Annotated in this window: 10 protein-coding genes; 6 read left to right on the top strand and 4 right to left on the bottom strand. The window is 61.3% G+C overall.

All coding sequences use genetic code 11. The features are described from left to right. Positions 1 to 109 precede the first annotated feature (109 nt). On the top strand, positions 110 to 1,057 hold the full coding sequence (locus B7L09_RS04720; RefSeq protein WP_064452771.1) for an AraC family transcriptional regulator: 948 nt from the start codon (positions 110 to 112) through the stop codon (positions 1,055 to 1,057). A 48-nt stretch (positions 1,058 to 1,105) separates the two neighbouring features. On the opposite strand, the gene B7L09_RS04725 is transcribed toward B7L09_RS04720, so the two are convergent. From B7L09_RS04725 to B7L09_RS04740, 4 genes are read right to left on the bottom strand one after another with little or no spacing between them, the layout of a single operon-like run. After that, positions 1,106 to 2,251, bottom strand: a complete 1,146-nt coding sequence (locus B7L09_RS04725) for an agmatine deiminase family protein (protein ID WP_094467921.1) — start codon at positions 2,249 to 2,251, stop codon at positions 1,106 to 1,108. Further along, a complete protein-coding gene (locus B7L09_RS04730) occupies positions 2,248 to 3,345 on the bottom strand; it encodes an extracellular solute-binding protein (RefSeq protein WP_094467922.1) in 1,098 nt (365 codons plus the stop codon). Before B7L09_RS04730 ends, B7L09_RS04725 begins: the two co-directional genes overlap by 4 nt. 1 nt (position 3,346) lies before the next feature. Beyond that, positions 3,347 to 4,255, bottom strand: coding sequence for an N-carbamoylputrescine amidase (gene aguB / locus B7L09_RS04735; protein WP_094467923.1), 909 nt, complete (start codon positions 4,253 to 4,255; stop codon positions 3,347 to 3,349). A gap of 4 nt (positions 4,256 to 4,259) precedes the next feature. Continuing rightward, the gene (locus B7L09_RS04740; protein WP_094467924.1) at positions 4,260 to 5,312 is read right to left on the bottom strand and encodes an agmatine deiminase family protein; all 1,053 of its coding nucleotides are present in this window, start codon (positions 5,310 to 5,312) and stop codon (positions 4,260 to 4,262) included. A 134-nt stretch (positions 5,313 to 5,446) separates the two neighbouring features. On the opposite strand from B7L09_RS04740, the gene B7L09_RS04745 reads away from it, so the two are divergent. The 5 genes from B7L09_RS04745 (at position 5,447) to B7L09_RS04765 (ending at position 15,101) form a co-directional block, all read left to right on the top strand. Then, complete coding sequence (locus tag B7L09_RS04745) at positions 5,447 to 6,319, top strand: LysR substrate-binding domain-containing protein (RefSeq protein ID WP_094467925.1); 873 nt, start codon at positions 5,447 to 5,449, stop codon at positions 6,317 to 6,319. Between the two features lie 621 nt (positions 6,320 to 6,940). Beyond that, entirely contained in the window at positions 6,941 to 8,179 is a 1,239-nt protein-coding gene (wecB, locus tag B7L09_RS04750) for a non-hydrolyzing UDP-N-acetylglucosamine 2-epimerase (protein ID WP_081854013.1), read from the top strand. 41 nt (positions 8,180 to 8,220) lie between these two features. Beyond that, positions 8,221 to 10,434, top strand: a complete 2,214-nt coding sequence (locus tag B7L09_RS04755; protein WP_010459140.1) for a membrane protein — start codon at positions 8,221 to 8,223, stop codon at positions 10,432 to 10,434. Positions 10,435 to 10,446: 12 nt separating this feature from the next. Then, positions 10,447 to 12,561 carry a glycosyl transferase family protein gene (locus B7L09_RS04760; protein ID WP_010459139.1) on the top strand — a complete coding sequence of 705 codons (2,115 nt, stop codon included), beginning with the start codon at positions 10,447 to 10,449 and terminating at the stop codon, positions 12,559 to 12,561. Next, a complete protein-coding gene (locus B7L09_RS04765) occupies positions 12,558 to 15,101 on the top strand; it encodes a bacteriophage N4 adsorption protein A (protein ID WP_010459137.1) in 2,544 nt (847 codons plus the stop codon). Before B7L09_RS04760 ends, B7L09_RS04765 begins: the two co-directional genes overlap by 4 nt. Position 15,102: the final 1 nt, after the last annotated feature.

Genomic DNA, 15,102 nt, shown 5'->3' on the forward strand with positions numbered 1-15,102 from the left:
CCAGGCTCCAGGATCAAAAAAGTATCAGTGCCAGGCGAAACCGGGGGTAGCGTATTGAATGCCTGTGCGCGTATTTTGAGGCGACTCAACAACTAAAAGAGGCATCACCATGCCCGTCAGTCGCGCCGAGCTGTTCGAGCACCGCCCCGCCGAACTGGAAGTCATCCTGCCCGAGCCGGACCACTGTTTCCGCTGGTTCGAACATGACTACCCGTATGACCTGGCACGCTGGAACCACCACCCCGAGTTCGAAATCCACCTGATCCGCCAAGGCAGCGGCAAGTTGGTGGCGGGCGACTATATCGGCGCGTTCGGTGCCGGGCATGTCGCGCTGATCGGCCCGGACCTGCCCCACGACTGGATCGGTGACCTGGCCCCCGGCGAATACCTGACCGGCCGCGACGTGGTGCTGCAGTTCGACGGCGCCGCCCTCCTCGCCCTGCGCAAGACCCTGCCGGAACTCGGCGATCTGCAGCCGCTGTTCGAACAAGCCCGGCGCGGCCTGCAATTCAGCGGTGACACCGCCGTGCAGGCGGCACGCCTGATGGAAAGCATCGGCAACGCCCATGGCCTGCAACGCTTGATCCTGTTCCTGCAACTGCTCGATACCCTCAAAAACGCTCCGCCACCGCACGTGCAGGCGCTGGCCAGCCCCTGCTATGCCCCCACCCTGGACGCACGCAGCGCCGAGCGCATCAATAAGGCTTTCGATTACCTGATGCGCGAGCTGACCGGCGACTTGCGCCTGTCGGTCATCGCGCGCCAACTGGAGATGAGCGAACCGGGCTTCTCGCGCTTTTTCAAACGCAACACCGGCCACGGTTTTATCGAGCTGATGCGCAAGTTCCGCGTGCAGCGCGCCTGCCGGCTGTTGCTGCAAAGCGAGATGTCAGTGGCGGATATTTGTTTCGAAGTGGGCTACGCCAACCTGTCCAACTTCAACCGGCACTTTCGGATCGAAATGAACCAGACCCCGAGTGAGTATCGGCGGGAAACCGCGATGCATCTGTTCAACCGCATCGCCGATCAGCCGTTGCCCTACACCATCGGCCATTGAGCCAACGCCCATTGCGCCAGCCCTGCTAACGAACGCTTTGGGTCGATATCAAGCCGCCGGCTGATGACTGGTCACACAGTGAATCCCCCCGCCACCCGCCGCGACGGCGTCGATGTTCAGCTGCACCACCTCCCGGTCCGGGTACAGCTGCGACAACAGCTCAAACGCTTTCGTATCCGCCGGCTTGTCACCAAACTCCGGCGCAATGACCGCGCCATTCACCAGGAAGTAGTTGATGTAACCGGCAGCAAAGTCCGGGTTGTCGCGGTTGAACTGGCTTTTGCGTGGATTGAGCGGTGGCGACAGGGTATGCACTTGCAGCTTTCGGCCGTCGGCATCGGTGGCGTTTTTGAGAATGTCCAGGTGCGCCAATGTCACTTCCCGATCGTATGACGCGGGGTCGTTGTCGAGATTGGCGACCACCACGCCCGGCTTGACGAAACGCGCATAGAAATCGACGTGGGCGTCGGTGATGTCCTTGCCCTTGATGCCCGGCAGCCAGATTATTTTGCGCAACCCCAAACGGTCTTTCAGTTCCTGCTCGACCTCGGCTTTGGTCCAGTCGGGGTTGCGGTTGCGGTTGATCCAGCTGCTTTCGGTCATGATCCCCGTGCCGTGGCCATCCACTTCGATACCGCCGCCCTCGCCCACCAGTTCGCTGCGCAGGTAACGGGCATCTGCCGTGTCAGCCACCAACGCGGCCAGTTGCGCATCCTTGTCATGCTGCTGCTTGTTGCCCCAGCCGTTGAAGTTGAAATCCACGGCGCCGAGCCCGCCTTCGCCATCGATGACGAAGTTGGCACCGATATCGCGCATCCAGATGTCGTCGAGCTCGGTGGTGACGTAGGTGATGTTGGTCGTGCCGCACTGTTGTTCGGCCAGACGCCGCTCGCGCTGGCGGCAGAACACGGTGACCGGTTCATAGCGCGCGATGGTGCGGGCGATCAGGCCAATGGCCGCTTGTACATCGGGCGTGAAATCCTCCCAGATGGCGCTCTGTGCGCCGAACGCGATGAAGGCTCGTTCGTGTCGGTCGCCCTCATCCGGCATGCGCCAAGGACCTTGTGTCGCCGCGTGCACGGGCGCAACGCTGAAACCGAGGGAGGCAGCGGCGCCGAGACCGGCAATGACCGACACCTGCTTGATGAAGTCCCGACGTGTCGGCCTGTGTTGATCTTTGTCTGAAGCACTCATTTTGCAGTGGCCGTCTTGAATTTGGTCCAGGTGCGCATCCGCGCCCGCATGTCGGATTGGGGAATGTCCTTGCCCGGAATCAGCCGCGCATAGGTCGCCTCATCGAGGTAAATGTCCGGGTTGTTGCGCATACTCGCATCGACACTGGGACGGGCCTTGGCGTTGGAAGTCGGGTAGCCGGTGAAGTTGCTGATGGCGGCCATGTTCTGCGGGCGCATGACGAAGTTGATGAACGCGTAGGCGTACTCCGGGTGTCTGGCGTCGACCGGGATCGCCATGGTGTCCATCCACACCGTCGTGCCTTCGCGGGGAATGCGGTACTCGAATCGGGTGTGCTTGCCGGCGCCGTCAGACGTACGTTGTGCCTGGGTCATGTCGCCGCTGTAACCGAGGGACAGGCACAGGTTGCCGTTGACCAGATCGGTCACGGGTTGCGACTGGAACTTGCGAATGTGCGGTCGCAGTTTCATCAGCAACTCACTCGCTGCGGCCAGGTCTTCAGGCTTGGCGCTGCGCGGTTCGCGCCCGAGGTAGTTGAGCACCACCGCCAGCACTTCGTCTGGCGAGTCGATCATCGAGATGCCGCAATCGGCAAATTTCGCCGCCAGTTCCGGTTTGAACAGCATGTCCAGGCTGTTGACCGGGGCGCTGGGCGAACGCTGTTTGACCTGTTCGTCATTGTAGGTCAGGCCGATGGTGCCCCAGGTGTAGGGAACGGTGGCCTGGCTCGACGTTTCGTACTGCCTGCGCAGCTTCTGCAAACCGGGTTCGATGTCGTCCACGGCGGTGAGTTTTGACTGGTCCAGCGGCAACAGACTGCCGGCGCGCATCAAGCGTTCGGCAACGGTGTCGCCGGGAAAAATCAGGTCATAGCCACTGCCGCCGGCGAGCATCTTGGCTTCCAGGGTTTCGCTGCCATCCATGACGTCGTAGATCACTTTGATCCCGGTTTCGGCGGTGAATTTGGCGAGGGTGTCTTCGGCGAAGTAATCGGCCCAGTTGTAGAGCCGCAGGGTTTTTTCTTCGGCGTGCAGCGACGACGAGGCGATTACCAGTCCCAAGGCGCCGAGCAACAGCTTGTAGGGAGTGCACATATCAAACTCCTTGAGTGTTCCAGCGTGCATGAAGGTGACGACCGTCCTGACTCAGCAACGCCCCGTACATGTCCGGGCGACGGTCGCGGTAGATGCCCCAACTCAGGCGTTCTTCGCGGATGGCGGCCAGGTCGAGGCTGCGCACCAGCACACCGCTGCTGTCACGGTCGGCTTCGGCGAGCAACTTGCCTTTGTGGTTGCAGATGAACGACGAACCGTAAAAGCTCATCTGCAACTCCGGATCGGTGGTCGCCACTTCCCGGCCGACGCGATTGGCCGCCACCACCGGCAAGATGTTTGCAGCGGCATGGCCGCGCATGGTCATCTGCCAATGGTCACGGGAATCCAGGGTTTCGCAGCCCGGCTCAGAGCCGATGGCGGTGGGAAACAGCAAGACTTCGGCGCCCATCAGCGCCAGGCAGCGGGCGGTCTCGGGGAACCACTGATCCCAGCAGATCCCCACGCCGAGGCGCCCGAACGCCGTGTCCCAGACACGGAAACCGGTGTCGCCGGGGCTGAAATACTCCTTCTCCTGATAACCGATGGCATTTGGGATGTGGGTCTTGCGATACACCCCCAGCAAGCGCCCGTCGGCGTCGGCCACACTCAGGGAATTGAAGTAGGCATTGCCGGCCTTCTCGAACCAGCTCAGCGGCAGCACCACCCCCAACTCCTTGGCCAGCCCAGCAAAGCGCTTGAGTAAGCCGCTGTATCGATACTCTTCGGCCAACGCCAAATGCTTATGGCTTTGTTCGATGCAGAAATACGGCGTGGCAAACAGCTCCTGCAACAGGATGACTTGGGCGCCCTTCGCCGCCGCCTCGCGGACCAACTGCTCGGCCTGATCGAGGTTCTTCGGCAAGTCCCAGGTGCACGGCATCTGGGTGGTGGCAATCGTCAAAAGGGTCATGGCATCACCCCTGCACTGGCCAGGCGGGCTGCTGCTGGGTGATGCAATGCACCCCGCCGCCGCCATGGGCCAGGTGATTGATCCGCACCGGCACCACTTCGCGTCCCGGGAACGCCCGGGCCAATACCTCGGCCGCCGCGTGGTCGGCGTCGATGCCATAGGCCGGCATGATGATCGCGTTGTTGGCGATGTAGAAGTTGGTGTACGAGGCACAGAACACTTCGGCTTCGGTGTCCACGGCGTCGGTGGCTTCATAGAGTTCGATCAGCTCGAACGTGCGCCCGAGGGCATCGGTGGCCAGTTCCAGCGCACGACGGTTTTCCCGTGCAACCTCGGCGTACACCGAATTTTTGTCGTGGGTGGCATCCACCAGCAACACGCCGGGGCGGGCGAAGGCGCAGACGCCATCGACGTGGCCGTCAGTCATGTCGCCGGTCACGTAGTCCGGGTCACCCGGCAGCCAGATGGTTTTCTTCACGCCCAATAACCGCGTGAAGATTTCCTCGATCTCGGCCTTGGTCATGCCCGGGTTGCGATTGGGGTTGAGCAACACCGATTCGGTGGTGATCAGCGTGCCCTCGCCGTCCACATGAATCGCACCGCCTTCGTTGCTCAGCGGAGTGCCGAAACATGGCACGCCGAGATGATTGAGTGCGCGGCGCCCCAGGCTTTCGTCCAGGTTATGCAGCGACTTGCCACCCCAGGCATTGAAACGCCAGCTCACCCCGCCCAGACCGTGTTGCGGATGGCAGACAAAGCTCGGGCCGGAGTCCCGACACCAACTGTCGTTGACCGCCAACGGGATGAGTTCGATGTTGGGTCCACACAGCGCTTTGGCACTCGCGACAGCCGTCGGGTCGACGACCATTTTCACCGGTTCGAACCGGGCGATGGCGTTCGCCACCCGGGCAAAATCCTCTTGCACCAACGGCAAGGTGACGCCCCAGCCCGACTCCCAAAGTGCCTGGTTGTGCGGCCAGACCATCCAGGTCGCGGCGTGCTTCACCCACTCTGCCGGCATCCACCAGCCACTGTTCTGAAGTTCGTTCTGCTGCATGACAAGCACCCTTGAGTTAAGTCATTGTGTTCAATGAAAACTGCCTTCGCGGTCTTGGCATGCATGCTACGGCCGTAAAACAAGGCCAACAAACGATGGATTTTGTAGACAAGTGATTAGAGGAACTTATCGATATGCTTAAGCACTGGCCTCCGCTCAGCACCCTTCGCGGCTTTGAAGCCGCTGCCCGCCTGGGCAGTTTTCACAAGGCCGCCGACGAGCTGCACCTGACCCAGTCGGCCATCAGCCAGCAGATCCGCACGCTTGAGGCGTACCTTGAGCAGCCGTTGTTCTTTCGCAGTGGACGCAGCGTCAGCCTGACCGATGCCGGTCACGATCTGCTCAGCACCACCCAGGCGTTATTGCAGCAACTGGCGGTCGGCATTCGTCGCCTAGGGCAGTATCAGAAACCCAACCAACTGGTGCTCAACACCACGCCGACATTCGCCCGTCATTGGCTACTGCCTCGACTGGGGGATTTTCGCCGGCAGCACCCGGAAGTCGACCTGTGGATTTTCAGCACCGATGAAGTCCCGGACATGACCACCCAGACCATCGACCTCGCGGTGCGCGATGACATCAGCTCCCAGGCCGAGTGCAGCTTCAAGGTGCTGCACGCCGACCGCCTCTACCCGGCCTGCCATCCAGACCTGCTGGCGGTGCCCGTCGAGCAGCGCACCACCCTTCACGGCGAGCGGGAAATGGACTGGAGTCATTGGGCGGTGGAGGCTGGGATTGATGTCGGGCAGAAGGATCAGGGGCTGAATTTCTCCGACCCCGGCCTGCTGCTGGACGCCGCATGCGCGGGGCTCGGCATCGCGTTGGTCAGCCAACTATTGAGTCGGCCAGCGAGGGACAGCGGACTGTTGCAACCGTTGGTGGAAGACACCATTCGCGGCCCGAACTGGGCCTTGCTGACCCACCGTGACAGCGAGAACAATCCGCTGGCGCGAAGCTTCGTCGAGTGGCTGTTGAGCAACCTGGGAGCAGCGAGCCAGACGCAGTAAGGGTCTTGAAGGCACCCGCGACCACCACTGGCTTTCCGCGCCGCGCGGTCTAACCGTTGATGAAGTTCATATTGAACAACAGAACACTCAGCCTAGTGCTATTGAGAGAAGTCGCTTACAAAAAACTTAATTAGTTCAAAAGAACTTCCAGTGCGCCATGACATTATTCAGGCGCCATTTAAGTGACTTGTATTTCACAAAAACCACTCGCTAATGCCGCCGACCGAGACTGCAACAATCATTCAAAAATTCAAACACACCGACGAATGGACTTTAAATATTAAAACCCTTTAAAAACAATAAGTTAATATTCTATTACCAACTAAAACAAAACCCCTTCAGAAAAACACAAAACCAAAAAAAGACAGGGATCAGTTATAAAAGTTTCAAACTCATTTAATAAATAATAAATCCCATGTAACGCTTTAAAACATCTCTCTTCAATGCTAATAATTCCGCCGCTTCCGGGCTTACAGGCGCTTTCCCCCTCACACGAAGTGAATATCAGCATCAACGCTGATCCCCGGCATTAATCAAATTCAAATAACACCGGCTTGCTCAAGTTCAATAAAACTTGGGCCTGCATTGTGCTGCGCACTGAAACTGCGCGAGGAAGGCATCATCGCTCGTCATCATTCAAGGATTAAAATCCTTTCGATCTTCGGTACCCGTCCAGAAGCCATCAAGATGGCGCCGTTAGTCAAAGCCCTCGCTGCGGAACCCGGCATTGATTCGCAGATATGCATCACCGGCCAACACCAAAGCATGCTCAAACAGGTGTTGGACCTGTTCGACCTCAAGGCCGATTACACCCTCGATGTCATGACCCCGCAGCAAACGCTCAACTCCCTGACGGCGGCGCTTTACGGGGCGATCGACCCGGTGCTGGAAATGACCTGCCCGGACCGGGTGCTGGTGCACGGCGACACGACCTCGGCCATGGTGGCCGCGATGGCGGCGTTCCATCGACGGATCCCGGTCGGCCATGTGGAAGCCGGGCTGCGAACCGGTGATATCTACAGCCCGTGGCCGGAAGAAATGAACCGTCGCTGCATCGACCTGGGGGCGGACATGCTGTTTGCGCCCACCCACGAGTCGCGCCAGAACCTGCTCGACGAACGCCTACAGGGTCGCACCTTCGTCACCGGCAATACGGTGATCGACGCGCTGCAGATGACCGCACGGCGCATTGAACAGGATGCCGACCTGCGCGCAAGCCTGGACCGGCAGTTTTCGTTCCTGCAGACCGGCCGCAAGGTCCTGTTGGTGACCGGGCATCGTCGGGAAAATTTCGGTGAAGGCTTCCTGGATATCTGCAAGGCCCTGAGTCATCTGGCTCGGCGTTCGGATATCCAGATCGTTTACCCGGTGCACTTGAACCCCAATGTCATGGGCCCGGTCACCGAGCATCTGGGCGGTCTGCCCAACGTGCACCTGATCCAGCCGCTGGACTACCTGGCCTTCGTGCGCCTGATGCAACGGGCCCATGTGATCCTCACCGATTCCGGTGGCGTGCAGGAAGAAGCACCGTCCCTGGGCAAACCGGTGCTGGTCATGCGTGATGTGACCGAACGCCCGGAAGCTGTGGCGGCGGGCACTGTGCGCCTGGTCGGTACCTCGCCGGGCTCGATCATCGCTGGCGTTAACGCGCTGTTCGATGACGACCTGTTGTGGCGCCGCTGCTCCCAGGCGGCCAACCCTTACGGCGACGGCAAGGCCAGTGCGCGCATCGTCGATGCCCTGATGGGCCGTCCGGTGGACGATTTCATCGTGGCCGGCCAGTCCTTGCCCAAGTTCCTGCAATACCCGTCTGCACAGCCTGCGCCCGAGAAGCATTACCCCGCTTTTACCTCTCGATAAACCAAACCGTTTCTCCCCTTATCAGCTCGAGATCTACCTGAATGAAGTCTTCCGTTGCCATCCATACGGGTGCCCTCAGCGCCCTTGCCTGTGGTGTGAGCCTGCTCGCGCTCATGCCGACCTTTGCCTTGGCCGCGGACAGTCCGCTCACCCAGGCGATCAACCGGCTCAACGCCGACACCCGACAAGAGCGTGAGGTGCGCTTGAGCGATCTGGGGATCGATGCACCGATCATCCTCGGCTCCACCGATGCCCGCCGCGAACTGTATCTGCCGGTGCCGGCAGGTGTTCCGCTGACGGATGCGACGTTGAATTTCGACGCCAGTTACCTCAATGGCGAAGGCGGCCGCAACACGCTGCTGCTGTCGCTGGACGGTTATCCGGTGCGTGCCGAAGGGCTGAGCGAAACCCAGGGTGACGCCAGCGTCACGCTGGGCGTGGACAAAAAAGCGCGGGACAGCGGCTCGCTGCGCCTGGGCATCGCCTGGTCGTCGATCGTGTCCCGTGTGCTGTGCGAAGACGAACGCGCCATCGGCAATGTTCTGCGTATCGAACCCGACACCCGCCTGACTTACAGCTATGACGCCAGCCAGTTGCGCGACGTCGGCGCTGCGTGGACGGCCTTGCCTGGCAAACCGGGGATCATGGTCGCGCCCGGCACCTTATCCGCTGAAAGCTACGATTCGGCATGGCGTCTGGGCGTGGCACTGGAGCGGATTGGCAAGCGCAGTCAAATCCTGCCCTTCCCTGCCGTACAAGACAGCGTCGACCTGAGCGGCCTGCGCATTCCGGCCGAACTGCAAGGTATTCCAGCGTTCGCCAGCCTCAACGGCAAAGGTCCGCACACGTTGGCAAACCCGGCGGAGATCGGCGCGTTGCTGGTATTGGGCCAGACGCCGAACGTCCAGGCGGATCTGGCGGTCAACGACCCGCAACTGCTCACAGCGATTAATGCGTCCCTCGACGCGCTGCAGAGCCAGATCCAGGGCTTCGATGCCACGGCGGCCAACGCGTTCACGCAATGGCGTGAGACGCATATCAATGCCGGCCTTGCCGCCGATGGCACTGACAATGTGCGCCTGGCCCTGGTGGGCACGCGCCCTGTTCTGATGATTGCGCCGCATGCCACCGGCAAGGCGCTGTCCTTGTTCAGTAGCGCCTGGAACAAACTGGCACGCAGTCGCCAATTGACCGTCAGCGAAGCGCAGCTGCCCTTGAGCAGCGACGGCCGTGTCGCCCTGTCTCGCCTGGGCGGCAATCCCGGCGCCATCGACGTGCTGGCCAAGTCTGACTGGAGCACGTCATTCCCTCTGGGCAGCGTGGCTTACGACGGTCGCTTGCCGGTGAAGGCTGTGGTCGACGTGTCTGCCGCGCCCGGCGCATCAGACACTGCGCCGGTGGCCTCGCTGTTTCTCAATGACTACCTGATTGGCGCGCAGCAGCTGGTGGCCAACGGTGAAAAACAACGCATCGAAGCGCGCATCCCGCGTTACGCCGTGGGCGCGACCAACGTGCTACGCGTGTCGTTCCAGCGCCAGCCCGTGAGTGATCGTTGCCTGGAAACGCCGCAAGCCTTCCCGGTTTCCGTGCTGCCGACCAGCCACATCGTGCTGGAAAAAACCGCGCTGGGTGATGACTTCTCCGGCATGGCCGCGCGCTTTGCCGTGGACACCCAACTCCTGGTGCCTCAGGCCTACCTCGATCATCCGGCGAGCAGCTTGCCGCAAGTGATTTCAGTCGCCGATGCCGCCGGGGTCTCGCCGCTGCGTTCACAATTGAAGGTCATCACAGATCCGAAAGCCTCGGTCACGCTGGACAAGGCCTTCCTCGCCTTCGAGCTGCCGATCAAAGACAGCAAGGAGTCCGTGCAGGTCGATGAGCAGGGGCGCCTGCGCATCAATCACAAGGATCAAGTGTTGCTTGACGTGCATCCGCTCAATCACCTTGCCTCGTTGCAAGTGGTCGATGCCGGCGGCCAGCGCGGTATGGTCTATCGCGCATTGGGCAATGACTCGCCACGCTTCGCCAAACAGATTCTGCTGACCCGCGGCGATGTGGCCATCCTGGGCGACAACGGTGCCCTGACCACCTTCGACACTCAGGATCCAAGCGGCAGCCAATTGATCGACAACGAAGAACCCAAGGGCCTCGACGCCTGGCGGACACCGTCGCTGTTGTGGCTGATTCCGGGTGGCATCCTGTTGGTTCTCATCCTGTTGCTGGCTGGCCGTAATGCCCGTCGCAATCGCCAGTAACGGAACCCTTCGATGACGTCGCTTTATTGGCCCTATTGGCTGGCTCACTACTACAGCTTTCTGGAGATCTCGACCATCGTGGTCGCGGTGCTGATCCTGATTTCCAGCCTGGACGATCTGTTCATTGACCTGTGGTACTGGTCGCGCCGCCTGTTTCGCAAGTTCACCGCCGACCGGAAATACCGGCCGCTGACCGCCGAGCAGTTGATGGCCCGGGATGAGCAGCCGCTGGCAATCATGGTCCCGGCCTGGCTGGAATATGACGTCATCGCGCCGATGATCGAAAACATGGTGTCGACCCTCGATTACCAGAACTATGTGGTTTTCGTCGGCACCTACATCAACGATCAGCGCACCATTGACGAAGTGGAGCGCATGCGTCGGCGCTACAAGCAGTTGCACCGCGTGGAAGTCCCGCATGCCGGGCCGACCTGCAAGGCCGACTGCCTGAACTGGGTGATCCAGGCGATCTTCCTGCATGAGAAAACCCACGGCATGACCTTCGCCGGCGTCGTGTTGCACGACAGCGAAGACGTGCTGCACCCGATGGAATTGCGACTGTTCAACTACTTGCTGCCGCGCAAGGACATGATCCAGTTGCCCGTGGTTTCGCTGGAACGCAACTGGTACGAATGGGTGGCCGGCACCTACATGGACGAGTTCGCCGAATGGCACGGCAAGGACCTGGTGGTGCGTGAAAGCATGACCGACACGGTGCCGTCTGCCGGCGTCGGCACCTGTTTTTCCCATCGCGCGTTGCGTGTGCTGGCCGGGGAAACCCAGAACCAGCCGTTCAACACTGACAGCCTCACCGAGGACTACGACGTCGGCGCACGCCTGGCCAAGGTCGGCATGAACGCGATCTTCGTGCGCTTCCCGGTGCAATTTCGCGTGCTGCGCAAATCCTGGTTTCGCAAGCCTTACGAATCGACGCTGAAGATGCCGTTGTGTGTGCGCGAATTCTTTCCCGACACCTTCCGCACCGCGTTCCGGCAGAAGGCTCGTTGGACGCTGGGCATCGGCCTGCAAGGCTGGGAGCAAATGGGCTGGAACGGTTCGCTGGCCAACCGATATCTGTTGTTCCGTGACCGCAAAGGCGTAGTGACGGCGTTTGTCAGCATCATCGCCTACGTGATTCTGGTCCAACTGTTGGGCCTGATCATCCTGCGCCAGAGCGGCCTGTGGGACGTGAGTTTCCCCACGCCGTTCGAAACCAACGGCTTCATCAAATACTTGCTGCTGGCCAACGGTGTTGCGCTGGCCTGGCGCATCGCGCATCGCTGTTACTTCACCACCGTGCTGTACGGCTGGCAGCACGGTTTGCTGTCGATCCCGCGCATGGTGGTGGGCAACTTCGTCAACTTCATGGCCGCGTCACGGGCCTGGCGCATGTTCCTGGTTGGCAAGGTCATGAACCGCAAACTGGTGTGGGACAAGACCATGCACGACTTCCCGTCCACCGACCTGGTCGCCGCCGCCCCGCGCAAGCTGGGCAGCGTGTTGCTGTCCTGGCAGGCGATCAACGAAACCGACCTGCAAAGCGCCCTCGCCGAACAGAAAACCCGGCACATGCCCTTGGGGCGGATCTTGCTCAGCAATGGCTGGCTGGACGACGAGACGCTGGCCGAAGCCATCGCCTTCCAGAATGACCTGCCGCGGGTGTTCGATGTGGCCCACAAGGCGCAGGCGTCAACCCTGACCCTGGACGATGAATTCGCCCTGCGCTGGCGGGTGGTGCCGGTGGGCTTGAACGCCGACGGCCGAGTGCAATTGGCCGTGGCCAGTCCGTTGCCGGCCGAAGGTCTGCAACAAGTCAGCGAGGTACTGGGCGGCGAGCCAGTGCAGCTGATTGCCCGTGAAAGCGAAATCGTTGCGCAGTTGCGCCTGATGAATGTGCGCGAAGGCCAGTCGGTACCAGATGCCCGCGCGCCACTGTTGGGTGACCTGTTGATCGAAATGGGCCTGCTGGATCGCGAAGTGTTCAACCGCACCATGTTGCAGTACCGCCCGCAGCGTCACGGTCGCATCGGCGACTATCTGGTCGACAGCGGCGTGCTGCCCCGCGCCACCATCGAAAAGGCCGTGGCACGTCAGCACAGCCACTACCCTGCGGAGCTTCCGGCATGAATCGCCCCTTGCTGACCCTCATGGCCACGGGGCTGAGCCTGATACCTGCGCTGGCTCATGCCGAAACACTGCCATTACCGTTGACCGGTCCGGCCTACGTCACCGCCAACGAGGCCTACAGCGCCTACGAGCGCAAAGACTACGACCTGGCCATCGCCAAGGCCCGCGAAGCGTTGCGTCAGCGCGCCGACATCACCCGTTTGAACAGGCTGATCGTGCTGGCTCAACGGGACAAGGATCTGCGTGATCAACCCAAGCGCTACCCACAGTCACGTCAGGCTCCAGGCTTCGGCGCCGCCGCCCAAGCCTTCAAGGCCTATGATCGCGATGATTTCGGCGCGGCGGCACAAGCGTCACGCAAAGCCATCGCTCAGGCACCCAAACGCATGGATTATCGACTGCTGCTGATCGAGTCGTTGCAGCGTCAACAACATCTTCAAGAAGCGGATCAGGCCACCACTCAGGCATTGGCCGTGTTCCCGGACGACGATACGTTGCTGATGCGCCGCGAAGCGATTCGTCGACAATTGGCCGCACCGCTGGCCGTCGAAAGTTATCGCGCCCTGGAGCAAGGCCAGGTGCCGTTGGCCGTGGATAAGGCCCGGAAAGCCGTCGCCTGGGCACCGGAAATCGGCGCCAATCAGCAACTGCTGATCAGCGCCCTGCTCGCAGCCAAGGATTACCGAGGGGCCGAGCTGGCCGCGTCTGGCGCACTGGCTCAGGACGATGGCGAAATCGCGCCGTGGATCCTGCGCAGCTACGCCCTTGATCGTCAGGGTAAAACAGCGGCAGCCGAGGCTGACCTGAATCACGCCCTGGCCATCGATGGCCTGCTGGAAACCGAAACCCGCGACATTCGCTTCTTCGCCGCCGACGCTGCGCTGGCCCATGGCGAGCCTCAGCGGGCGCTCGATCAGCTACAACCTTTGATCGATGACGAAGGCGGCGAAGTGGCCCGTCGACGCACTGCCGCCCGGATGGCCCTCAGGCAAAAAAACAACGGGTTGAACGCTGTCGCCCAGTTTCCGGCCCCGGCCCTGAACTGTCAGGAAACCGCTTTTGGCCTGGTCTGCGATATCTGGCCGGGCAACCAGCGCGACGGCGGCACCGACAAGGCCGGCCAGGCTTACGCCGCACTCGCCAGCAAGGACCCCGCCTCGGCCGTCGTCCTGGCCAACGAAGCCATTGCCCGTGCGCCGAAGAATCCGGCGTACCGACGGTTGCTCGTCAGCGCCTTGAGTGACCAGAAGCGAGTGCCCGAAGCCATCGCGGCAGCCAGCGAGGGCCTCAAGCTCAGCGGCGATGACGCCCGACTGCTGGCCCAACGCGGTCGTCTGCGCCAGCAATCGGGTGACGACGCTGGGGCTCGCGAAGACTTTACCCAGGCCTTGGCGCTGGGGAGCCTGCCTGCCTATGAAGAAGCCAGTTTGTATAGCGCCATCGGCCAGCGCCGAACCGCGCGCGAACGGCTGCAACAAGCGCGGGACACGGGTGAACTGGAATCGATGAGCGACCTGCAGATCGCATACTTATCGGTCCAGGCCGGCGACGATGACGGTGCCCACGCATCGTTCCGCAAGGCCGATGCCGAGACGCGACTGACGCCGACAGCCACTCAGGACGCGGCCTATAACGCGATGCGGGTCAATGATGACGAACAAGCCGTCAGCTACTTCAAGCGCGTCATCGACGCAAACAATGCCGGTGAACCGGACCTGTCCCCGCAGCAGCTGTTCGACACCCGTCGCACCGTGGCCGATGTGTCGCGCACCTGGGGTTTGACCAACACCACCAGTTACCGCGGCAACAGCACCAGCAGCGGCCTGAGCTCAGCGCCGAGCGGCGGCAATAGCAGCAATGACAGCCTGCAGAACAGCACCGAATTGTCCTGGCGCCCGTTGGGCTATCGCAATGCACGCTTTGTCGAACTCTACGGACGCGTCACCGACACGCTGTGGAGCAAGAACAGCGATTCGGACACCGGTTTCGATGCGCTGCAAGGCGCGGTGGGTGTACGGGTCAAACCCTTCACGTCGCTGAACGTGATGGCCGCCGTCGAGCGCACATTCCCCTTGGGATCGTCGGACGTCGACGGTGACTGGCTGCTGCGTCTGGGCTATGGCGCAAGCGTCGGGACCGATCTGCGGGTCGATGCCTCCAGCTGGTGGACTTCGCAGTTGTTCGCTGAAGCCGGACATTACGTCAACGACTCGCGGGACTATTTCAACAGCGAATGGCAGGTCGGCCGCAGCTATGCCATCGGTGGCGCGGGCTCACGCTGGGTGACATTCCCCCATGTGGTGGCCGCGTTCGATTACGACTCGAAGATGAACAGTGGCACCGACTCCGATGGCAAATCGGACTCATCGTCCGGCAAGGCCGGTGGCATCGGTGTCGGCAACAACGTGCGCTACTGGTTCCGCGAAGATGCGTACAACGCGCCCCGCTCCTATCTCGACTTCTCCCTGCAGTACCGCGTCAAGGTGCTGGGCGATGATCGCGCTCAAGGTGTCTTCGGTCGCCTGACTTATTCCTATTGAG

This window comes from Pseudomonas mandelii, assembly GCF_002251635.1.
Taxonomy (GTDB): Bacteria; Pseudomonadota; Gammaproteobacteria; order Pseudomonadales; family Pseudomonadaceae; genus Aquipseudomonas; species Aquipseudomonas mandelii_B.

Bases quoted from the DNA above. Each gene is read 5' to 3' on its own strand.
- B7L09_RS04730 (WP_094467922.1), bottom strand. From the start codon at position 3,345: ATGTGCACTCCCTACAAGCTGTTGCTCGGCGCCTTGGGACTGGTAATC.
- B7L09_RS04765 (WP_010459137.1), top strand. From the start codon at position 12,558: ATGAATCGCCCCTTGCTGACCCTCATGGCCACGGGGCTGAGCCTGATA.
- B7L09_RS04720 (WP_064452771.1), top strand. From the start codon at position 110: ATGCCCGTCAGTCGCGCCGAGCTGTTCGAGCACCGCCCCGCCGAACTG.
- B7L09_RS04745 (WP_094467925.1), top strand. From the start codon at position 5,447: ATGCTTAAGCACTGGCCTCCGCTCAGCACCCTTCGCGGCTTTGAAGCC.
- B7L09_RS04760 (WP_010459139.1), top strand. From the start codon at position 10,447: ATGACGTCGCTTTATTGGCCCTATTGGCTGGCTCACTACTACAGCTTT.
- B7L09_RS04740 (WP_094467924.1), bottom strand. From the start codon at position 5,312: ATGCAGCAGAACGAACTTCAGAACAGTGGCTGGTGGATGCCGGCAGAG.
- aguB (WP_094467923.1), bottom strand. From the start codon at position 4,255: ATGACCCTTTTGACGATTGCCACCACCCAGATGCCGTGCACCTGGGAC.
- B7L09_RS04725 (WP_094467921.1), bottom strand. From the start codon at position 2,251: ATGAGTGCTTCAGACAAAGATCAACACAGGCCGACACGTCGGGACTTC.
- B7L09_RS04755 (WP_010459140.1), top strand. From the start codon at position 8,221: ATGAAGTCTTCCGTTGCCATCCATACGGGTGCCCTCAGCGCCCTTGCC.